18 protein-coding genes and 2 CRISPR repeat arrays are annotated in these 19,290 nt (G+C 40.2%); of the genes, 5 read left to right on the plus strand and 13 right to left on the minus strand.

What is annotated here, in order from left to right:
* Window positions 1-31: 31 nt before the first annotated feature.
* A CRISPR array of direct repeats spans window positions 32-5,529; the repeat unit is 28 nt; unit sequence CTCTTACACCGCATAGGTGGCTTAGAAA.
* 221 nt (window positions 5,530-5,750) lie between these two features.
* The 3 genes from MOB01S_RS04900 to MOB01S_RS04910 are packed head-to-tail and all read left to right on the plus strand — an operon-like array spanning window position 5,751 to window position 6,773.
* Window positions 5,751-6,077, plus strand: a complete 327-nt coding sequence (locus tag MOB01S_RS04900) for a type II toxin-antitoxin system RelE/ParE family toxin (protein ID WP_066802264.1) — start codon at window positions 5,751-5,753, stop codon at window positions 6,075-6,077.
* Complete coding sequence (locus tag MOB01S_RS04905) at window positions 6,049-6,327, plus strand: addiction module antidote protein (RefSeq protein WP_066802266.1); 279 nt, start codon at window positions 6,049-6,051, stop codon at window positions 6,325-6,327. Before MOB01S_RS04900 ends, MOB01S_RS04905 begins: the two co-directional genes overlap by 29 nt.
* Before the next feature lie 47 nt (window positions 6,328-6,374).
* Entirely contained in the window at window positions 6,375-6,773 is a 399-nt protein-coding gene (locus MOB01S_RS04910) for a site-specific integrase (RefSeq protein ID WP_066802268.1), read from the plus strand.
* Window positions 6,774-6,815: 42 nt separating this feature from the next.
* Window positions 6,816-7,083: direct repeats of the CRISPR family, unit length 28 nt; unit sequence CTCTTACACCGCATAGGTGGCTTAGAAA.
* Between the two features lie 31 nt (window positions 7,084-7,114).
* On the opposite strand, the gene MOB01S_RS04915 is transcribed toward MOB01S_RS04910, so the two are convergent.
* Both MOB01S_RS04915 and MOB01S_RS04920 read right to left on the minus strand, forming a co-directional pair.
* Window positions 7,115-7,411: an AzlD family protein gene (locus tag MOB01S_RS04915; protein ID WP_066802270.1), complete on the minus strand. Its 297-nt coding sequence runs from the start codon at window positions 7,409-7,411 to the stop codon at window positions 7,115-7,117.
* A complete protein-coding gene (locus tag MOB01S_RS04920) occupies window positions 7,411-8,163 on the minus strand; it encodes an AzlC family ABC transporter permease (protein ID WP_066802272.1) in 753 nt (250 codons plus the stop codon). Before MOB01S_RS04920 ends, MOB01S_RS04915 begins: the two co-directional genes overlap by 1 nt.
* A 153-nt stretch (window positions 8,164-8,316) precedes the next feature.
* On the opposite strand from MOB01S_RS04920, the gene MOB01S_RS04925 reads away from it, so the two are divergent.
* Entirely contained in the window at window positions 8,317-8,769 is a 453-nt protein-coding gene (locus MOB01S_RS04925; RefSeq protein WP_245640000.1) for an Lrp/AsnC family transcriptional regulator, read from the plus strand.
* 11 nt (window positions 8,770-8,780) lie between these two features.
* On the opposite strand, the gene epmA is transcribed toward MOB01S_RS04925, so the two are convergent.
* The 10 genes from epmA to MOB01S_RS04975 form a co-directional block, all read right to left on the minus strand.
* Complete coding sequence (epmA, locus tag MOB01S_RS04930) at window positions 8,781-9,755, minus strand: EF-P lysine aminoacylase EpmA (protein WP_066802276.1); 975 nt, start codon at window positions 9,753-9,755, stop codon at window positions 8,781-8,783.
* Window positions 9,748-10,812: a 4-phosphoerythronate dehydrogenase gene (locus tag MOB01S_RS04935; RefSeq protein ID WP_066802278.1), complete on the minus strand. Its 1,065-nt coding sequence runs from the start codon at window positions 10,810-10,812 to the stop codon at window positions 9,748-9,750. Before MOB01S_RS04935 ends, epmA begins: the two co-directional genes overlap by 8 nt.
* A 9-nt stretch (window positions 10,813-10,821) precedes the next feature.
* Window positions 10,822-11,961 carry an AI-2E family transporter gene (locus tag MOB01S_RS04940; RefSeq protein WP_066802280.1) on the minus strand — a complete coding sequence of 380 codons (1,140 nt, stop codon included), beginning with the start codon at window positions 11,959-11,961 and terminating at the stop codon, window positions 10,822-10,824.
* Between the two features lie 252 nt (window positions 11,962-12,213).
* Window positions 12,214-12,501, minus strand: a complete 288-nt coding sequence (locus tag MOB01S_RS04945; protein WP_157073901.1) for a hypothetical protein — start codon at window positions 12,499-12,501, stop codon at window positions 12,214-12,216.
* A 140-nt stretch (window positions 12,502-12,641) separates the two neighbouring features.
* Entirely contained in the window at window positions 12,642-13,136 is a 495-nt protein-coding gene (locus tag MOB01S_RS04950; RefSeq protein WP_066802283.1) for a YaiI/YqxD family protein, read from the minus strand.
* A complete protein-coding gene (locus MOB01S_RS04955) occupies window positions 13,133-13,861 on the minus strand; it encodes a Fic family protein (RefSeq protein WP_066802284.1) in 729 nt (242 codons plus the stop codon). Before MOB01S_RS04955 ends, MOB01S_RS04950 begins: the two co-directional genes overlap by 4 nt.
* Before the next feature lie 54 nt (window positions 13,862-13,915).
* Complete coding sequence (locus tag MOB01S_RS04960) at window positions 13,916-14,824, minus strand: hypothetical protein (protein ID WP_066802285.1); 909 nt, start codon at window positions 14,822-14,824, stop codon at window positions 13,916-13,918.
* A gap of 25 nt (window positions 14,825-14,849) precedes the next feature.
* A complete protein-coding gene (locus MOB01S_RS04965; RefSeq protein ID WP_066802286.1) occupies window positions 14,850-16,010 on the minus strand; it encodes a 5-(carboxyamino)imidazole ribonucleotide synthase in 1,161 nt (386 codons plus the stop codon).
* A 91-nt stretch (window positions 16,011-16,101) separates the two neighbouring features.
* Complete coding sequence (gene purE, locus MOB01S_RS04970; RefSeq protein ID WP_066802288.1) at window positions 16,102-16,638, minus strand: 5-(carboxyamino)imidazole ribonucleotide mutase; 537 nt, start codon at window positions 16,636-16,638, stop codon at window positions 16,102-16,104.
* A gap of 47 nt (window positions 16,639-16,685) precedes the next feature.
* Window positions 16,686-17,615, minus strand: coding sequence for a metallophosphoesterase (locus MOB01S_RS04975; RefSeq protein ID WP_066802290.1), 930 nt, complete (start codon window positions 17,613-17,615; stop codon window positions 16,686-16,688).
* A gap of 88 nt (window positions 17,616-17,703) precedes the next feature.
* Here MOB01S_RS04975 and MOB01S_RS04980 point away from each other — a divergent pair, with 88 nt between their 5' ends.
* Complete coding sequence (locus MOB01S_RS04980; protein WP_066802292.1) at window positions 17,704-18,159, plus strand: YkgJ family cysteine cluster protein; 456 nt, start codon at window positions 17,704-17,706, stop codon at window positions 18,157-18,159.
* Here the strand turns inward: MOB01S_RS04980 and MOB01S_RS04985 are convergent.
* A complete protein-coding gene (locus tag MOB01S_RS04985; RefSeq protein ID WP_066802294.1) occupies window positions 18,156-19,220 on the minus strand; it encodes a YdbT family protein in 1,065 nt (354 codons plus the stop codon). The genes MOB01S_RS04980 and MOB01S_RS04985 overlap by 4 nt on opposite strands.
* Window positions 19,221-19,290 lie beyond the last annotated feature (70 nt).

Here is a 19,290-nt window from a genome sequence, read left to right on the forward strand (position 1 = left end):
TTCACTACAATTTAAATGTGATTTGTTCATACTCTTACACCGCATAGGTGGCTTAGAAAGTTTATGAGTGTTTGCTCAATTATCGCATGACCTCTTACACCGCATAGGTGGCTTAGAAAAACCCGATAAATGCCATTGACGATGTCTAGCTCTCTTACACCGCATAGGTGGCTTAGAAAGCCCTGAACTGTTTCTATTGCTTGCTGTGGCGCTCTTACACCGCATAGGTGGCTTAGAAAAAAATCTCGTAATAATCATAGTTTTAAGAGTCCTCTTACACCGCATAGGTGGCTTAGAAACAAATCCTGCTACGCAACCACAGCCAAGCCCACTCTTACACCGCATAGGTGGCTTAGAAAATTTTGAGTACAAAAAGCAACTGAAAATAAAACTCTTACACCGCATAGGTGGCTTAGAAAAATATGATAAGTGAAATTGCACCCTTAGATTTTCTCTTACACCGCATAGGTGGCTTAGAAACTGTGATTGTGGGGTAGGGTAGTGCTTGGTGGCTCTTACACCGCATAGGTGGCTTAGAAAAATAACAAGAAAAACTACGCATAAAGCAACGTCTCTTACACCGCATAGGTGGCTTAGAAATTAATAACGTCGTCCAAGTAACAAGTTTGTTACTCTTACACCGCATAGGTGGCTTAGAAACACAACCAACGCCATCAACAATAACAACTACTCTCTTACACCGCATAGGTGGCTTAGAAATTTTAACTTTTCAAGCCCCATTTTTTTAAAATCTCTTACACCGCATAGGTGGCTTAGAAAAATAAAGACAAAGACGATGTACCAGTAGTTGTCTCTTACACCGCATAGGTGGCTTAGAAATTGATGCGTCTTTTGCTGAAAGTGTCAATGCATCTCTTACACCGCATAGGTGGCTTAGAAAACCACCGTTTGTCCCGCTTGCAATACTTCACGCTCTTACACCGCATAGGTGGCTTAGAAACGGCACGCCTGTAACTAAGTGTAGCATATTTTCTCTTACACCGCATAGGTGGCTTAGAAAATCACAGACGGACAACAAAAGATTTTAGCGTTCTCTTACACCGCATAGGTGGCTTAGAAAAGAACCACGAATGCGGCACAAATGGCTAAGACCTCTTACACCGCATAGGTGGCTTAGAAACGGCACGCCTGTAACTAAGTGTAGCATATTTTCTCTTACACCGCATAGGTGGCTTAGAAAGCCATTTTTGAAGTTTGAATAAAGGTTATATACTCTTACACCGCATAGGTGGCTTAGAAATGTAAAATGAAAATGGCGGTCAAGAGACCATACTCTTACACCGCACAGGTGGCTTAGAAAGACGACTAAGCGACCGACCGCCCCAATAATAGCTCTTACACCGCACAGGTGGCTTAGAAAACAGTAACAAACATTTCCGACCAAACAACACACTCTTACACCGCACAGGTGGCTTAGAAAAATGTGTTACTTTTTCGGGGTCTGAACCACCGCTCTTACACCGCACAGGTGGCTTAGAAAGTAGGGTGCGAACACGAAAGCGATTGCCCTGCCTCTTACACCGCACAGGTGGCTTAGAAATGCTTAAAGATATTTTTGATGATAATTCAATGCTCTTACACCGCACAGGTGGCTTAGAAAACAAAAACCTACCTTTTATCTTTTTTTGAAAACTCTTACACCGCACAGGTGGCTTAGAAACCATCAAGGGGCAATCAAATAGCGGGATTAAACTCTTACACCGCACAGGTGGCTTAGAAACGCCGTCATACAGGCGATAAAGTTTAGCTTTGGCTCTTACACCGCACAGGTGGCTTAGAAAAATGACAACTTCACTGGTTAATTTGCCCTCACCTCTTACACCGCACAGGTGGCTTAGAAAACGCAAAAATATCAATCAAATGCCCCCTACATCTCTTACACCGCACAGGTGGCTTAGAAACTAGCCAGTCGTGGTGATTGCTCCATGACAGACTCTTACACCGCACAGGTGGCTTAGAAAAACACCCAAGCCGTCCGCCAACGCCCTAGCCACTCTTACACCGCACAGGTGGCTTAGAAAACGATTGAGGCGATTAAAACAGCCTTTGAACACTCTTACACCGCACAGGTGGCTTAGAAAGTCTTGCTGATGAAAGTCTAGTTCAAAAAACCCTCTTACACCGCACAGGTGGCTTAGAAATGCCAAGCCAACGCAAAAACACACCGTCTCGCACTCTTACACCGCACAGGTGGCTTAGAAAATCAAAGATGAGCCTGTTACGCCCACGCATTCCTCTTACACCGCACAGGTGGCTTAGAAAATGTACAAAATGATGATTGCGACAATCACAAACTCTTACACCGCACAGGTGGCTTAGAAAACGAACTTGTAGCATTGGCTCGGTGCGTCTGACTCTTACACCGCACAGGTGGCTTAGAAATTTTCAATTTCACGGAGTAGCCACTCCATGACCTCTTACACCGCACAGGTGGCTTAGAAAAAACACAACGCTACACAAGATTGTCAACAACCCTCTTACACCGCACAGGTGGCTTAGAAAATCAAAATTAACTCGTTGCTTAAACAATTCACCTCTTACACCGCACAGGTGGCTTAGAAAACAAAAGCATGAGTGAGTGGGGGTTGATTATACTCTTACACCGCATAGGTGGCTTAGAAACACAGTACAGCACATCAGTGCCTTTATCCCCCACTCTTACACCGCATAGGTGGCTTAGAAAATGTCATCACATGGGACGAGTACACCGCTGACCTCTTACACCGCATAGGTGGCTTAGAAAATCCACCGTGTGAGCGGAACAATGCCCGCAAACTCTTACACCGCATAGGTGGCTTAGAAATGCTAAGCGTTTGGGTCGTTTTAAGCGATTACCTCTTACACCGCATAGGTGGCTTAGAAAAATGCTTTTGTTTTTGACATGTTGAAAAAAAGCTCTTACACCGCATAGGTGGCTTAGAAAAAATAGCAATTTGCCATTTTCAAAGTCAATAACTCTTACACCGCATAGGTGGCTTAGAAACACCTACCCAAATGCCACCCAATTCGTTGATTCTCTTACACCGCATAGGTGGCTTAGAAATGACTTTTCAGCAATTTGGCTCTCGTTTAAGCCTCTTACACCGCATAGGTGGCTTAGAAACAATGCGTGAACATTGGGGGCAACTTAACTTACTCTTACACCGCATAGGTGGCTTAGAAAAACTCGGCAGGGTTCAGCAGATTTTAATTGATTCTCTTACACCGCATAGGTGGCTTAGAAAATAGCAGGTTCAAAAATCAGCGTATCATCTTGCTCTTACACCGCATAGGTGGCTTAGAAAAACTCATAGCACCCATAATCAGCATATCGGCTACTCTTACACCGCATAGGTGGCTTAGAAAAAATGGGGTGGTGATAATAACCCTCATGATTTCTCTTACACCGCATAGGTGGCTTAGAAAGTTATCCTTGCCGTGTGCCCGCAGGAAAGCTACTCTTACACCGCATAGGTGGCTTAGAAAACTGGTGTTGATGACCTGTACATCATCGTCAACTCTTACACCGCATAGGTGGCTTAGAAAAAAAACGACTGCAAAGACTTCATCAGCTAAAACTCTTACACCGCATAGGTGGCTTAGAAAAACTACCCGCCAACCAATTAGCCATCAAGGACCTCTTACACCGCATAGGTGGCTTAGAAAATTGAGGTCAGCCTTAAATTCAACACCTTTGACTCTTACACCGCATAGGTGGCTTAGAAATCAACGGTATAACTTTCGTACACCTGCCCCCCCTCTTACACTGCACAGGTGGCTTAGAAAATAATGAGAAACTTCACCGACAACGCTCCAAACTCTTACACCGCATAGGTGGCTTAGAAACACTACAAAGCCAATCTTGGGTTGATATGCTCGCTCTTGCACCGCATAGGTGGCTTAGAAAACAACCTATCCCCAACGCCACCAAATCTTGATCTCTTGCACCGCATAGGTGGCTTAGAAATGACACATCAACGGCTTCAACGATTGCCTTAACTCTTGCACCGCATAGGTGGCTTAGAAATACAGTAGCAATAGCGGCAATAATTACCGCAACTCTTGCACCGCATAGGTGGCTTAGAAAAAAGTCATCAAATCCCTGCGACATTTCCACTTCTCTTGCACCGCATAGGTGGCTTAGAAATGCGTGGCGGTGTTCTTCCATACTTCTAACACCTCTTGCACCGCATAGGTGGCTTAGAAACCCTGCAAGTCCGCCACCAAAATTGCCAACGACTCTTACACCGCATAGGTGGCTTAGAAAATTTGTTCGGCTGATTGTTTCATTGGTGTTTGCTCTTACACCGCATAGGTGGCTTAGAAAATACAACCCCACCACACACAAGGAGCAAAGTGCTCTTACACCGCATAGGTGGCTTAGAAAGTAAAGGTGATGAGTTCTGTTTTTTCGGCTTGCTCTTACACCGCATAGGTGGCTTAGAAAGACATAAACGTACAAGAATTATTTATCAAAAACTCTTACACCGCACAGGTGGCTTAGAAATGACATATTTCCGCTTTACAAATCTGTTGATGCTCTTACACCGCATAGGTGGCTTAGAAACCGATAGATTGAGAGATTTTCAATTTGCATGGCTCTTACACCGCACAGGTGGCTTAGAAAAACTCTACCACCAGTTTTTTTGCCATAATCAACTCTTACACCGCACAGGTGGCTTAGAAAAATCCTTGTTCATAAGCCCAACAAGGAACACCCTCTTACACCGCACAGGTGGCTTAGAAAATATACGCACGCACATCCTCATTTTCATTGTTCTCTTACACCGCACAGGTGGCTTAGAAAAAGCCCAGAGAAGGCAACCTGCAAAAGTTAGCCTCTTACACCGCACAGGTGGCTTAGAAACATGCCCACCCATGAGCTTGACATTTTTCCACCTCTTACACCGCACAGGTGGCTTAGAAAGTGTACACTTCTTACAACGTTAGAGTTTAAAACTCTTACACCGCACAGGTGGCTTAGAAACATGCGATGAGAAATATTATCGCATGGGCGTATCTCTTACACCGCACAGGTGGCTTAGAAAACTGCGACACAGCATTATGTGTAATGCCAAAACTCTTACACTGCACAGGTGGCTTAGAAAATAATGAGAAACTTCACCGACAACGCTCCAAACTCTTACACCGCATAGGTGGCTTAGAAATTTGAGCTTAAACATACAATTTATTTTATTCCCTCTTACACCGCATAGGTGGCTTAGAAAATATCTGCGTTGGTTTTTTAATAATCCTCGTGCTCTTACACCGCATAGGTGGCTTAGAAAATTTTTACAAAAAACGTCAAATTTGTCGCCTACTCTTACACCGCATAGGTGGCTTAGAAATTGTAGACCATTTTTCCGCTCCAATTATAGCCCTCTTACACCGCATAGGTGGCTTAGAAAATCGCTTCATATCTGCTTAGTACTCGCACATCCTCTTACACCGCATAGGTGGCTTAGAAAGCCCCCAAGTTTTTCTAATTCGTCTATCTGATCTCTTACACCGCATAGGTGGCTTAGAAAAATGCCTTAACTTTTTATCAGAATATGGAAAAACACCAAAAAGACGAAATAACATACAAGGCAATGATTTTACATACACACAAAACCCAAAACCACAGCCAAATCAAGTGCAATTTGAACAAACACCACAACAAATAGACGAGCTGACAAATGATGATAATTCTTGACAAAATGTAGCTTATAAGCTACAATATCCCATAACTTTAATTGAATGCAATAACCATGTTTAGCCTTGAAAAAACTGATGAATTTGATACATGGCTTAAAAATCTCAAAAACCCCATTGCCAAAAAAGCAGTTATTAAACGCCTAGCACGCCTTGAAGTAGGTCATTTTGGTGATGTTAAAAATATTGGCGATGGCATTTTTGAGCTTCGCATTCATGTTAATGTAGGCATTCGCATTTACTGCATTCAAAAGGGCGATACGCTAATTATCGTTTTAAATGCCGGTGATAAATCTACTCAACAAGTGGATATTGCCAAAGCCAAAGAACTCAACAAAGAATGGGATTTAGACAATGAAAACAACCAAATACAACCCCTTTGATTATCTTGATAGCCAAGATGAAATTATAGAATTTTTAAACGACTGCTACAATGATGAAAACCCCCAAATTTTTATCAATGCATTATCTCATTTGATGGAAAAAAAGGGCGTGGCAGAAGTTGCACGTCTTACAGGCTTAAACCGTGAAAGTCTTTATAAAACAGTTAAAGGACAAACACAACCTACATGGGCGACGGTTCATAAGATTTTACACGCCTTAAAAATCAATCCAAATTTTGCATTTGCATAATTTACCTTGTTTGGCGGTGTAATGTCGCACCGCTAACAAGGTAAAAAATGAACTTTGAAAAACTATCAGACATCATCAAATACTATCAGACCTATCATCTGACTAAGTACAAATACACTTACAGACTGGCTCTGTTTGCCCCATTTGATGATTATCCCCTATCTACGCTAAAACGTGCTGATGTTAAAAAATGGGCATTAGAACGCCAAAAACAGGTATCTAATGCCACAGTCAATAAAGAGATTGGCTTTTGTCGCTCTGCCATAAACCTAGTCTCAAAAGATTTTGAGATTACGTTAAATAACCCTTTTGCCAATGTCAAATATGTGGAAGCCGACACAATCCCAAACTACCTAAGCCCCCAAGAGTACGAAAAATTACTCACCGCAAGCCTAGAATTTGATAACACTGAGCAAATCAAGACACACCATGTACAAATATCTTAATGATACAGCCTGCAATGTGCTAAAACACCGCCAAAACAACAACTCTTACACCGTATAGGTGGCTTAGAAAGTGATACGCTCATTCGCTCGGGGTTTAGCACACTCTTACACCGCATAGGTGGCTTAGAAAAGCTCCAAGAAAAATCCTTGCCGACAAGAAAACTCTTACACCGCATAGGTGGCTTAGAAATTGCCAAACAAGTGATTTGGCAGATTGACAATCTCTTACACCGCATAGGTGGCTTAGAAATTGAATAATACCACTTTTGCCAAATTACTACCCTCTTACACCGCATAGGTGGCTTAGAAAAATTTAGCGACGTGTACTCCACCATTTGACCTCAATACCCCAACTGCCGAAGCACTCCAGTTGTGATAATTGCGATGAGCACCGTAGGCAGGAGTGAAAATCTTAGCATTGCAAGGCAAGTTACCCCCACCGCCACCATATTGGCGACATTGCCAGAGAGTATGACAGGGGCGATGACCGAAATCAGCACACAGCCGGGTACTGCTTGCATTACCTGCATTGTTTTGGGCGACAGTTTACGGTCGGCAAATGCCAAATAACCGACAATTCTGGTCAAATAGGTACACACCGCAAGGGCAACAATGGTAATAAATACAGAAAATTCCATCAGTTTTCTCCATTATCTGCCATCACAAATGCGGTGATGACACCCATCACAGCCCCCACTGCCACATGCCACGCCCCAGCAAACAAATGATAGCACACCCCAGCCGAAATTAGGCTCACAAGCCACGGCACAGCAGGGCGAATGCCACGCCACATTCCTTTAAGTAGCACCAAAAAAACGGCAGTAAACGCCATATCCATGCCATACTGCTTTAAATCGCCAATCAAGGGGGCAAAATACGCCCCTGCACTGGTAAACACAATCCAAGTTAAGCAAAGTAAAAATGCCACACCCAAATAATACGGCACATTTAAGGCACTTTTGCCACTTTTTTGGGCATCTGCAATTGCCAATGCCCAACTTTCATCAATCATCACAAACAACAAGGCTAAGGCTTTTTTCTTGGGTATTCCTTTTAATAACAGCGAAAAAGTCGCCCCCATAATGATATGACGACTGTTTACCAAAGTTGCCATCGCCACAATCAAAGGAATATTCAAAGGATTGTTCCACAGGCTTACCACTGTAAATTCAGACCCACCCGCCAAATTGGTGGTGGTCAAAAAAGACAGCTCATACCACTTAAACCCTGCTCCCACCGCAGATGCACCCAGCACCAAAGCAAAGGGAATAAAGCCAAGCATAATGGGAATGGCATCTTTTAAGCCACGCAAAAACTCCTGTTTTTGCACAGATTTAATGTTTTGGTGTTCGTCATAATTGATGATTTGTGGGGAAATACTGGCAGTCATTGGCGTTTTTCCTGTGGTTTGATGTGGATTATTTTATGCCAAAATGAACGCTATTTTTTTGTGAAGTTATGCTATTTTTAAATATTTTTTGCTATAATTTAGCAAAATTTTTGAAATTTATGGTAAAAAATGTCAATTCTTGAATTTAGCGATTTGGATAAAATAGATAAACGCATTTTAGATGTTTTGCAAAACGATAGCAGTATTAGCAATAACGAGCTTGCTGATTTGGTGAGGCTATCGCCATCGCCTTGCCTTCGCCGTGTCAAAATCTTAGAGGAACAAGGTTTTATTACAGGTTATTCGGCACGGCTCAATCCTGTTAAATTAGGCTTAAATTTAACCTTATTTGTGCGTGTCTGGCTAAAATCGCAAACCGAAGATGTGGTCAATCATTTTGCTAGAAGTATCAAAGATTTAGATGAAGTGCAAGAATGCTATTTGATGGTGGGTGATTGTGATTTTGTGCTAAAAGTGGTGGTCAAAGATTTGGCGGATTATCGTAGATTTCAGGTGCAATATCTCACCAATATTGAAGGGGTAAGTAATATTAAGACCGAAGTGCCTGTACAGACTATTAAGGTTACAGGCAAATTTCCCATCTAGTACTCACGTACTCACGCCCTGTCAGTCATAAACATGAGTGCTTCGCTGATGTCTGTCAAACCTTCACGCACCATAAATAATCTATCAATACCCAATGCAATACCGCTACAATTTGGCAAATCATCACAAGCATGAATTAAATCCATGTCAATTGGCATCATTGGCAATCCCAAATTTTGACGAGTTTTATTATCATGTTGAAATCTTTTTAATAATTCATCACCATTTGCCAGCTCATCATAAGCATTGGCGATTTCTATGCCATTGATATATAATTCAAAGCGTTTGGCAACATCAAAGCCGTCATTATCTTTTTCTATTTTGGCAAGTGAGGCGGTGGCAGGCGGATAATCAGTAATCAACGTGGGCAAATCAAACCCTAAATTTGGCTCAATCAAATGGCTAAATAATAAATCGAGCCAGCCCTGTTTATCATCACCCATATCCAAACTTATGCCATGCGTGATTGCAGTATGTTGTAAGGTATGAATATCGGTAGAAAATGGGTGAATGGATAAAAAGTCCAAAAAGGCTTGGGCATAACGATAGGTTTTAAAGGGCAGATGTTTATTTAGTGTCACCCCAATCAATTCATTGAGTTCATTTGCCAACTCATTTAAATTAAAATTGGGACGATACCATTCTAACATGGTAAATTCAATATTGTGTTTATGACCTTTTTCATTATCACGAAAGACTTGGCAAATCTGATAAATGGGGATTTGATAATCAGCAAGCACTCGTTTCATGGCAAATTCTGGGGAGGTATGTAAATAACCCAATTTACCTTGATTATCATGATGAAAATTGACAGACACACTATCAATAAATACCTCCGTATTGCCATAATTTGACAAAATCGGTGTGGTAATCTCTAAAACACCTTTTTTGGCAAAAAATTGACGAATATCTAACAACATCTCTGCTTTGGCAATTGCCAAATCAACACTCATGCTAGGACGGTAATTATTTTTTATATCAACCATATAACCACTCTCTTTTTAATTCATAATTTTTTCTAAGTTTATCAAAATCACTGCCTAGCACCACATCACAACATATTTGCCGTAAAGAAATGTCGTCTTTGATAATATCATAATATGATTTTAAAATATGATGATTATTATCCAATAAATTATCCTTTAAATTTTGCCAATAAAAATCATTGATGGGCAATAAATCATTCATATTTTTCAATATTGGTAAATCAAAAAAATGACAGAACGCTTGATAAATCATGTCTGTCCCACGAAGTTTGCCATCGGTGGTATAACCTGCGATGTGAGGTGTGGCAATTTGTAATTTATCTAACAAGACTTTGTCAATGGTTGGCTCAAATGGAAAAACATCTAATATCACTTGTAAGTTTTTATTGTCAATGGCGGTTAATAAATCTTCTTGATTAATAATTTCACCACGAGCGGTATTGATAAGTATGGCGTTATTTTTTAAATGGCTAAGCGTGTTTTTATTAAATAATTGATGGGTGGGATAATCGCCAGTTTTGGTTAATGGCGTATGAATGGAAACAACATCACTTTTTTGTAATAAATTTTCCAAATCGCTGTTATTTAAATCAGATTTTGGTAAATAAGGGTCGTAGCCTAAAATCTCCCAATTTAAATCCTTAGCATATTGGGTCAGGGTCTTACCAATATTGCCAAGCCCAATAATGCCTAGGGTAATTTTTTTATTAATAAAATGGGGATTTTTGGTTAGAATGGCGGTGATGACATATTGAGCAACTGAATGTTTGCTACACCCTTTGGCATTGGTAAAATGCACATGATGTTTTTTCAAAAAATCAGTATCTACATGATCTGTACCAATGGTTGCCGAGCCGATAAATTTAACATTTTTTATATTGGAGATTACATTGGCATTAATGGGCGTTACTGAACGAATCAACAAAACATCTGGGTTATATTTATCAATAAAGGATTGATTAATATCACGTCCTTTTAATTGAATCATACGAACATGATGGTTATCAAAATACTCATGCAAATGAGCAATATTTTCATCGGCAAGTATGGTTATCATAACATATCCTTATTGTTGATTGTTTGACTTTGTCGTATCTAAAATTAGTCTTTCATCTGCACAATCACTTTCATTTTTTGGAGCAAAAATTTCGTTTTTGTGCTGACTAATCCATTCACGCCATACCGCAAGACCAATTGCCAGTACCACAGGTCCAATAAATAATCCCACAAAGCCAAATGCTGTTAGCCCACCAAGCACACCAATAAAAATAATGATAAAGGGGATTTTGGTTGCACCACTAATGACAATGGGGCGGATTAAATTATCCACCCAACTAATCACAAGTGTTCCCCACACTGCAAGTCCTATACCTTCTGCAGTATGACCCTGTGTCAATAGCCAAACCGCCACGCCACCCCACGCAAAGGGCGTGCCAAAAGGAATGAGAGCAATAACGAAAGTCAAAAGTGTGAGCAAGATGGGATTTGGTACGCCTGCAAAAGCATAGCCCACCCCTGCCAAAATCGCTTGGGCAAGTGCAGTTAAGCCAATACCATATACTACCGCTTGTGTGGTCGCACCTACCGAATCAATATAACCATCAATGCGGTCGCCGATGATATTGCGCATGGCTTGACGGATTTGTTTTATTAAAACTTGCCCATCACGATAAAAGAAAAACAAAGTCATCAGTGCCATGCCCAGTTTGGCAAGGTTTTTTAAAACCGCATCAAACGCCACTTTGCCATAATATAAATGCGACTGCACCCAACCACGTACGGTTTCTAGGGTAGCTTCGGGATTTTTGTTGATTTCACCCAACAGATTGGTAATGATTTGACCAACAACAGGCAAATCCTTGATCTGTGTGGGCAAATCCAAATAACCTGCCTGAATATTGCGAATCGCCATACCCACAAAACTCACCACTTCTTGTTGGAGATAAAACACCCCCACAATAAGTGGCACACCAATCATCAACGAAATACCAAACGTCATCAAAAAGGCACTAAACCCATGACTTAGACGCACTTTGGTGTGAAAAAAGGTGTAGATAGGAAAAGTAACATACGCCAAAATCCCTGCCCACAAAGCAGGAACGATAAAAAATTGCACCACCTTAAAACACAAAATCAGCAAAATCGCCAAGAGTGTGATGGCAAGCAGGCGTTGAATGACAAGTTCTTTATTCCAGTTTTCAATCATAGAGGTATGGGCATAAAATTGGCAGTAAATGATGTGTCTATTATGCCTCAAAATCACAAAAAACGCTTGTAAATTTCAGTGGGTTTTTGCTAAAAATGTTGCTCGGTTGTGTCAATTGTGGAGCAGAGGGGATTGGGTGGTTTAGGTTTGTCAGTATGCAGTTAATTAAATTCGAAACATTCCATCATCTGCAAGGTGTGTATGGCGTATCATTTTTAGAAGTCAGTGTTAAATGAGTGCATGATACGCACCTTATGCCATTGGTTGATTTTGCTTAGGTTTTAAAGAGTGAATGGTGGACGCAATGTTTGATATAAATACCCAATGCAAAGTCAAAAAATTAAACCCATAAAATAAAAAGACAATCATCAACACCCAAAATATCGCCCAAAAAATCTTTATCCAAAAATCATGGTTAATTGGTTTTTCTTGACGAGTGCTTTGAAAGATATAATAACCAATGGCAATCATCATCAAATCAATCAATAATAACCCAAAATGCACATAAATTGCTTGAATGCCCTTATAAAATATGGGCATATTAGGATAAGGCATACCAAGATAGTAAATGACAAAAATATAAGCCTTATAATGACATTAAATAGCAAAATCCCAAAAACAAAAACCATTCCTGATTTTTTAAAGTTTTTAGAAAGTGTATTGGTCATTATTGGTAACCTTTATTTAATTTCTTTATCTGTTATTATTTTAGGTTGTGGGCAAGTGGGTTTAACAAGCCGATTTAGCCCATTGGCAAACGCCATTTTATCCTTGTCGCCATAGGGTTTTTGTCCGCCCATCTGGCTGGGGTCTAGCACGCCTGTACCACGCAAACTTTCCATAAAATCACGGGCGTTGAGCTTGGGTTTGATGTTATTGGGGGTAAGCTCTTCGCCACGAGGGGTTAGAACTTTTGCGCCTTTTTCTAGCACTTCATCTGCAAGCGGTATATCTGACGTAATCACCAAATCGCCCATTTGACAATTTGCTACAATAAAATTATCCGCCATATCAAAGCCTTGTGCCACCACTTTCATTTGTAAGTGGGGCGATGGCGGTAATTTGATGGGTTTATTTGCCACAAAAATCGCCTGCACCTGTGTGCGGTTGGCGGTTTTGATGATAAGCTCTTTGGCGATGGTGGGTAGGGCGTCTGCATCGGCGTAGAGTTTCACATTATCCCCAATGTTTGGTAAACCTTAAAACTTTCAAGCATACACTCGTATATCAAATCAAAAAACTTTTGGCGATTGCCCATCGTTGCCCAATCGTTAATTGCCTCATAGTAGGCAAGCCTTTTGTCCACTGTAATGACACAAGGCGGATAGCCGTGTTTGATAAGTTCAAGGTTAAGTAGCAGGCGTGAGGTGCGACCATTGCCATCAATAAATGGGTGAATGATGACAAAATCACAATGGAGCTGGCACGCCTTTTCTATGGGGTGTAAGTCTGTATCGCTTTGATACCACGCCATTAGTGCATTCATTTTTTCATCAAGCAAAAAATGAGAGGGCGGTGTGTGGGTTGCCCCTGTGATGATGACATTGCTACGCCGATACCGTCCTGCGTTGTCGTCATCAATGTTTTTTAGTACAAGCTGGTGTAAATTTTTGATGTGCCATAGGCTTAGTGGCTCATTGGTTTGACAGAGTTCATAAACATACTCAATCGCCTCTTTGTGGTTGATTGCCTCAAAATGCTCACGCAAGGATTTACCACCCACCGTAATGCCCTCCAAGACCACTTTGGTTTCAAGCAAGGTTAAGGTGTTGCCCTCGATGGCATTACTATGATAAGTCCAGCGAATGCTCAAATCCTGTGCCAGATTTTTAACCAAATCAGGCGGTAGGGGGCGATGGCTATCAAGGGCAGATTTTAGGCGGTCAATGTTGGTAAACATTATTGTCTCGTATTTTTAAACTTTTAAAAAAAATTCTTTTTTAAAATAAAGCAATTAGTCTTTTTTAATAATCTCATCTTGATGAGTTTTTAATAAACTTTCAATGTAATCAGATGCAATGGGATTTAAATAGGTGCAGGATTTTCCATCAATCGGCATTGCATTTTTGGGAGTGAATTTAATGCCATCAGAATAGTATTTATTTTGATGAATGGTGTCAAAATAAAAAGTCAATTCATAATCAGTAAGCATCGCTGTTTTATCTTCCAATGAATAAATTGCTACTTGATTATTTTCGCCCAAATATTCGCTTGGAGTTCTATCGCTCAAATATTCTAGCATATTATTGTCTAAATTAAACAACTCAAATGATACCCTGCGAAAAAATTCATAAAACTCTGGTGTACTTTCGTGAAATCGCCATTGATAGCATTTTGACCCTTTGGGGAAATGCAATATTTTTGGCAAAGCGTGATAATTGGTAAAAGAAGTGAATAAGGTTGCAGGCTTGTCATTGACTTCTGTCCGCAAAAACTCGCCAGAAATATCAAATGTCTTAATATAATGCTTGATAATTAACGGACTTTGATTGGGTTTTAAAGGCACTTTTTCATAACTGACAATATAATCGCCATTTTCTAAGGGCGTAATGTTGGCATTAGCAAATTTACCTGCCGTATTATCGCCATATCTGATTGTTAGACTTTCGTGATTGTCCGCCAAAGTCAGCACCCATTCATCAGATGGCTCATATGGTTTAAATAATCCTGTATAAATTGGCGTATAAGTCGTGTCATAAATACCGTGATATTTGATGACATTAACAGGATTGTCAAAATCGGTTCTTTGGGCTTGGTTAATTGGCTTAAAATAAATAAAATCAAGCCTATTAACTTCATTTGCCCAAGTGGTAGAAAACACCATGCCATTTATTAAAAATCCCATTATTAAAAGAAAACGCATTTTGACAATCCTTATTTAATTCAAATCACATTCCAAGTTTATTTACCAAAAGCCCCACCACCTTATCCACCGTCTCGTTTAGTTTGTCGCTATCGGTGGGCATAATGGTGATATGCCCAATTTTGCGACCCTCTCGCTCGGACTTATCATAGCCGTGATAATGCACGCCCTCTATGGCTAAAATCTGGCTAAGGTTAGGGTAATTGCCAATAATATTAAGCATCACAGACGGCTTAACCATAGAAGTGTCGCCAAGTGGCAAACCCACCACCGCACGCATATGGTTTTCAAACTGGCTACATACCGACCCCTCAATGCTAAAATGCCCAGAGTTATGTACTCGTGGGGCGATTTCATTGGCAATCAGTCCTGTGTCGGTTACAAAAAGTTCTAAGGTTAAAACACCGACATAATTTAAATGCTCCAAAAGTTTTTTAACATTCTCTTGGGCTTGGGTGGTCAAGGTCTCCACATTGGGAGCAGGGGCAACTGTCTTTGCCAAAATGCCGTTGTGGTGGGTGTTTTCAACGAGTGGATAATAGCGAATTTCGCCCTGCTGTGAACGCACGGCAATGATGGACACCTCACGGCTAAACTTAATAAACCCTTCGGCAATCAAAGGAGCAACCTTGCACGCCTTGCCAAGTTCACGCCAAGCGGTGTCAATGTCGCTTTCACTTTTAATCACAAACTGCCCTTTGCCATCATATCCGCCCCGACTGGTTTTTAAGACAAGGGGTAAGCCTAAGTTGTCGCAAGCGGTTTTTAGGTCAGCAAATGAATGTACCGCCAAAAATGGCACGGTGGTGATACCAAGCTCATTAAATAGCCGTTTTTCATTTAGGCGGTCTTGGGCGATAAATAAGGCGTGCGATGGTGGATATAGGGTGGATTGTTGTTCTAGCATTTGGGCGGACGATAGGGGCGTATTTTCAAATTCTAGGGTATAGACATCGCAAGCACGCATAAAATCATCAAACTGCTCAGAGCTGTACACTTTGCCCAAAAGCCGAGCAGGACAATCAGGAGCATCTTCTAAAAACACACAGCGAATGCCAAAGGGTAGTACGCTTTGGGCAAGCATTAGCCCTAACTGCCCACCGCCTAAGATACCAACGGTCTTAACAGGGTGGGGGCAATGATTGACGGTATAAAAATTATTGATGGAAATGGGGGCGTTTGGCATAAAATTTCTCAAAATTGGCTTTTGGGTGTTTTATATTAAAAGGCGGTGGGGCAAATTGTATTTACCCCATAAGTGCAGACACAAAGGTGGTTTATGAGTTGATGATTCCGGGTATGGGATTATCAAGCACGCTTTGGGTTTGCTTGGCACGAAATTCACCAACCTTTTGGGCTAGTGTTTCATCATTAATGGCAAGGATTTGGGTTGCCAAAAGCCCTGCATTAAACGCCCCTGCCGTACCGATGGCAAGTGTGCCGACCGCCACGCCTTTGGGCATTTGCACGATGGACAGTAAGCTATCCCAGCCTGACAGCGTGCTGGATTTGACAGGCACGCCCAGCACAGGCAAATCGGTCTGGCTGGCACACATACCAGGCAGATGAGCTGCTCCGCCTGCTCCTGCGATGATGACCGATAGCCCACGAGATTTGGCGGACTTGGCATAGTCAAAGAGCTTATCAGGCGTGCGATGAGCCGAGACAACTTCACACTCAAAGGGAATGCCAAAATCGGCTAAAACTTGGGCGGTTTGGCTCATCGTTTCCCAATCAGATTGAGAACCCATAATAATGCCAACTTTGGGCGTGCCGTCTGGCGAGCTAATCGGTGGTGGGATAATGTTTGACATAAGATTTTCCTAAAATTATAAACGAAGATATTATAGCAAATATTTTTCTAATTTGAGCTAATAAACTGTACAAAATTATCATCGTTCAATTTAGGATTATCAGTATCAAACCGATAAGCAGTTAAATAGCCACCTTTACCTGCTGAATAATCCACACAAACCACCTTATCCGATAATATCACAGGCACGCCATGCAACCAATAATGCCCAATAAAAATGGGTTTATCCACATCTATTGTAAATGTCAATAATGACGCATTTAAATCTTGCAAGCCAACATTTGGTAATTTGTCAGCGATGAGAACTTTATCAATGGATTGGCATTGCCAATCCTCTATCCACCATTTTATACGAGCTTGTGTTCGCACAATGCCTGTTTTGTCAGTCATGGTAATGCCATTGGGTAATGGGCTTTCTATGCCTTTTAAAAGATGTTCGGTGGCATAATATTCGTCCGTATCTTTTTTAGCTGTAATTTTGATGGTGTTGGGGTTTAGTTTATTATCAATCAACATAAGTTTTAATTTATCCATGCTGTATTTGTCATAACAAGCATGAACACAAATGAGATTATCCAATTCAATCCATAATGGCAATTCATAAAATCGCTCTATCCAATAATGATGTAGCTCACTCCCGAATCCCACTTCATCAATAAATGCTTGATGTTGATGTTTGTTATTGTTAGTATGGGGACGTAAATACTCACCATTATCATTTTGTGTGGCATAACAAATGGCATTATATTCATGATTACCCATTACTGCCAATGCTTGATGATTATCAATCATATCAAAGACAATCTGTAAGGTGGCTAATTGTTGATGACCTCTGTCAATAAAATCCCCCATAAAAATCGCTTGATGACCCTTTGGGGCAACATAACTTTTGCCGTCATGATGATAACCCAATTGAGTTAACAGTCCCACCAGTTTATCAGCATATCCATGTATATCGCCAATAATGTCATAAATCATAGTTTTCCCCATAAATAATTCAGATTATAACAAAATTTTTCACCAAAAATCACCAAATTTGTTACAATAAGTATTTTTGGAAAAAACCATGTCTCACTTACGCCCCCAATTTTGGCAACTGCCCCTCACCACACTCACCGATGATGAGTGGGAAGCCCTATGCGATGGTTGTGGGGTGTGTTGTTTGGTGAAATTTTTGGACGATGACAACCCAAAATACACCGAATACACCGATGTGGCGTGCAAACTTCTTGATTGCACCACAGGGCGATGTGCTGATTACACCAACCGCAAAACTTTTGTGCCTGATTGCATTTCTTTGACTTATCAAATGCTAGAAGGTTTGATGTGGCTACCGTCCCATTGTGCCTATAAACGGCGGTATTTAAATTTGCCCTTACCCAAATGGCATTATTTAATCGCAGGCGAAAAGATACACGCCAAAGGTTTAAAGCAAATTGGCGTGGCAGGGCGGTGTTATTCTGAAACTTTATTTGATGATGAAGAAATAGAAGAGCGGATAATTAAATGGGTAAAAATCTAATCGCCTTTGGTAAATTTGCCATTATGACAAAGTTTATTAATTTCATCAAAGGAAATTCTTATCATACCCAAACTTTGGATAATAGAAACTTTGCCATCTGAATTGATATTGGTTTTATTTTCTTGGCATTCTATTTTAAGGGGTTTTTGGTTAAATTCATTTTGCCATTTACCGCCTTGTAATTTAAATTGCACAGAGTGTGATTGGGCAAGCATTGGCGAAATAAACAATAACAAACTAAATAAAAATCCTGTTGCCATTGGTACAAATAAAATCAAAGAAATAGCCCCTTGTAGTTCTTTATTTTCATTATAAACATAATAAAGACCAAACACACCAACCAATACCGCCACACCCATAAAAATGGACGACATATTATTAAAATCTAGGGTAATAAATTTATCAACATAAAAAAGTACCCCCATTACTATAAATAAGAAAAAAGATAAATATGCCAAATGCCCTGAGCGTTTGCCAAGGTCTTGTAATTGGGGTGCATTGTCTTTGATATAGGCTTGATTATCAATGATGGTGGGTGTATGTCCATATTTAGCAAAGAGTGCCAATAGTTCATCAAAATTATCAATTTCCCACATATTTTGGGCAATCATAAATTTTTGGCTGATTTTAATTCGGTGTTGTTTTTTACTGGCGTGAACAATTAGGGTTTTGTTAAACTCTTTTAAATAAGGGTCGCTTTTTGATAACAATTTTCCCATCATTTCTTGAACTAAATTTTCAGTATAGTCTATTTTATCAATGTCTTTTAATAAAATTGGTGTGGAATTTGGTAATTTGTTTAAAAATTTGCTATTTGTTCTAATACCTTTATCATCAATAATTAAAGTAATATTATCTATTTTTTCTTTAAAATACCATCGCACCAAAAAATAAAAAACAAAGCTAATACTCATCGCCAGCACAAAATTTTGCCAATAAGGAATATCTTTTGGCAAAAAGATTAAGATAAGTGTTGGTATGATATAGATAATGGGCAATGTAATTGCCAATAGATAGCTTTGTGCCTGCTTTTGGCGAATGGGGTGGTATTTGGGACGCATTTTTTTCCTTAAAAATGAAATTTGAACTTTTATTATCAATGTTTTTATTTTAAAAATCAAGTACTTTATA

This window comes from Moraxella oblonga NBRC 102422 (assembly GCF_001598275.1).
GTDB lineage: Bacteria > Pseudomonadota > Gammaproteobacteria > Pseudomonadales > Moraxellaceae > Moraxella > Moraxella oblonga.

Bases quoted from the DNA above. Each gene is read 5' to 3' on its own strand.
- MOB01S_RS04900 (WP_066802264.1), top strand. From the start codon at position 5,751: ATGTTTAGCCTTGAAAAAACTGATGAATTTGATACATGGCTTAAAAAT.
- MOB01S_RS04905 (WP_066802266.1), top strand. From the start codon at position 6,049: ATGAAAACAACCAAATACAACCCCTTTGATTATCTTGATAGCCAAGAT.
- MOB01S_RS04910 (WP_066802268.1), top strand. From the start codon at position 6,375: ATGAACTTTGAAAAACTATCAGACATCATCAAATACTATCAGACCTAT.
- MOB01S_RS04915 (WP_066802270.1), bottom strand. From the start codon at position 7,411: ATGGAATTTTCTGTATTTATTACCATTGTTGCCCTTGCGGTGTGTACC.
- MOB01S_RS04920 (WP_066802272.1), bottom strand. From the start codon at position 8,163: ATGACTGCCAGTATTTCCCCACAAATCATCAATTATGACGAACACCAA.
- epmA (WP_066802276.1), bottom strand. From the start codon at position 9,755: ATGGTTGATATAAAAAATAATTACCGTCCTAGCATGAGTGTTGATTTG.
- MOB01S_RS04935 (WP_066802278.1), bottom strand. From the start codon at position 10,812: ATGATAACCATACTTGCCGATGAAAATATTGCTCATTTGCATGAGTAT.
- MOB01S_RS04940 (WP_066802280.1), bottom strand. From the start codon at position 11,961: ATGATTGAAAACTGGAATAAAGAACTTGTCATTCAACGCCTGCTTGCC.
- MOB01S_RS04945 (WP_157073901.1), bottom strand. From the start codon at position 12,501: ATGCCCATATTTTATAAGGGCATTCAAGCAATTTATGTGCATTTTGGG.
- MOB01S_RS04955 (WP_066802284.1), bottom strand. From the start codon at position 13,861: ATGTTTACCAACATTGACCGCCTAAAATCTGCCCTTGATAGCCATCGC.
- MOB01S_RS04960 (WP_066802285.1), bottom strand. From the start codon at position 14,824: ATGCGTTTTCTTTTAATAATGGGATTTTTAATAAATGGCATGGTGTTT.
- MOB01S_RS04965 (WP_066802286.1), bottom strand. From the start codon at position 16,010: ATGCCAAACGCCCCCATTTCCATCAATAATTTTTATACCGTCAATCAT.
- purE (WP_066802288.1), bottom strand. From the start codon at position 16,638: ATGTCAAACATTATCCCACCACCGATTAGCTCGCCAGACGGCACGCCC.
- MOB01S_RS04975 (WP_066802290.1), bottom strand. From the start codon at position 17,615: ATGATTTATGACATTATTGGCGATATACATGGATATGCTGATAAACTG.
- MOB01S_RS04980 (WP_066802292.1), top strand. From the start codon at position 17,704: ATGTCTCACTTACGCCCCCAATTTTGGCAACTGCCCCTCACCACACTC.
- MOB01S_RS04985 (WP_066802294.1), bottom strand. From the start codon at position 19,220: ATGCGTCCCAAATACCACCCCATTCGCCAAAAGCAGGCACAAAGCTAT.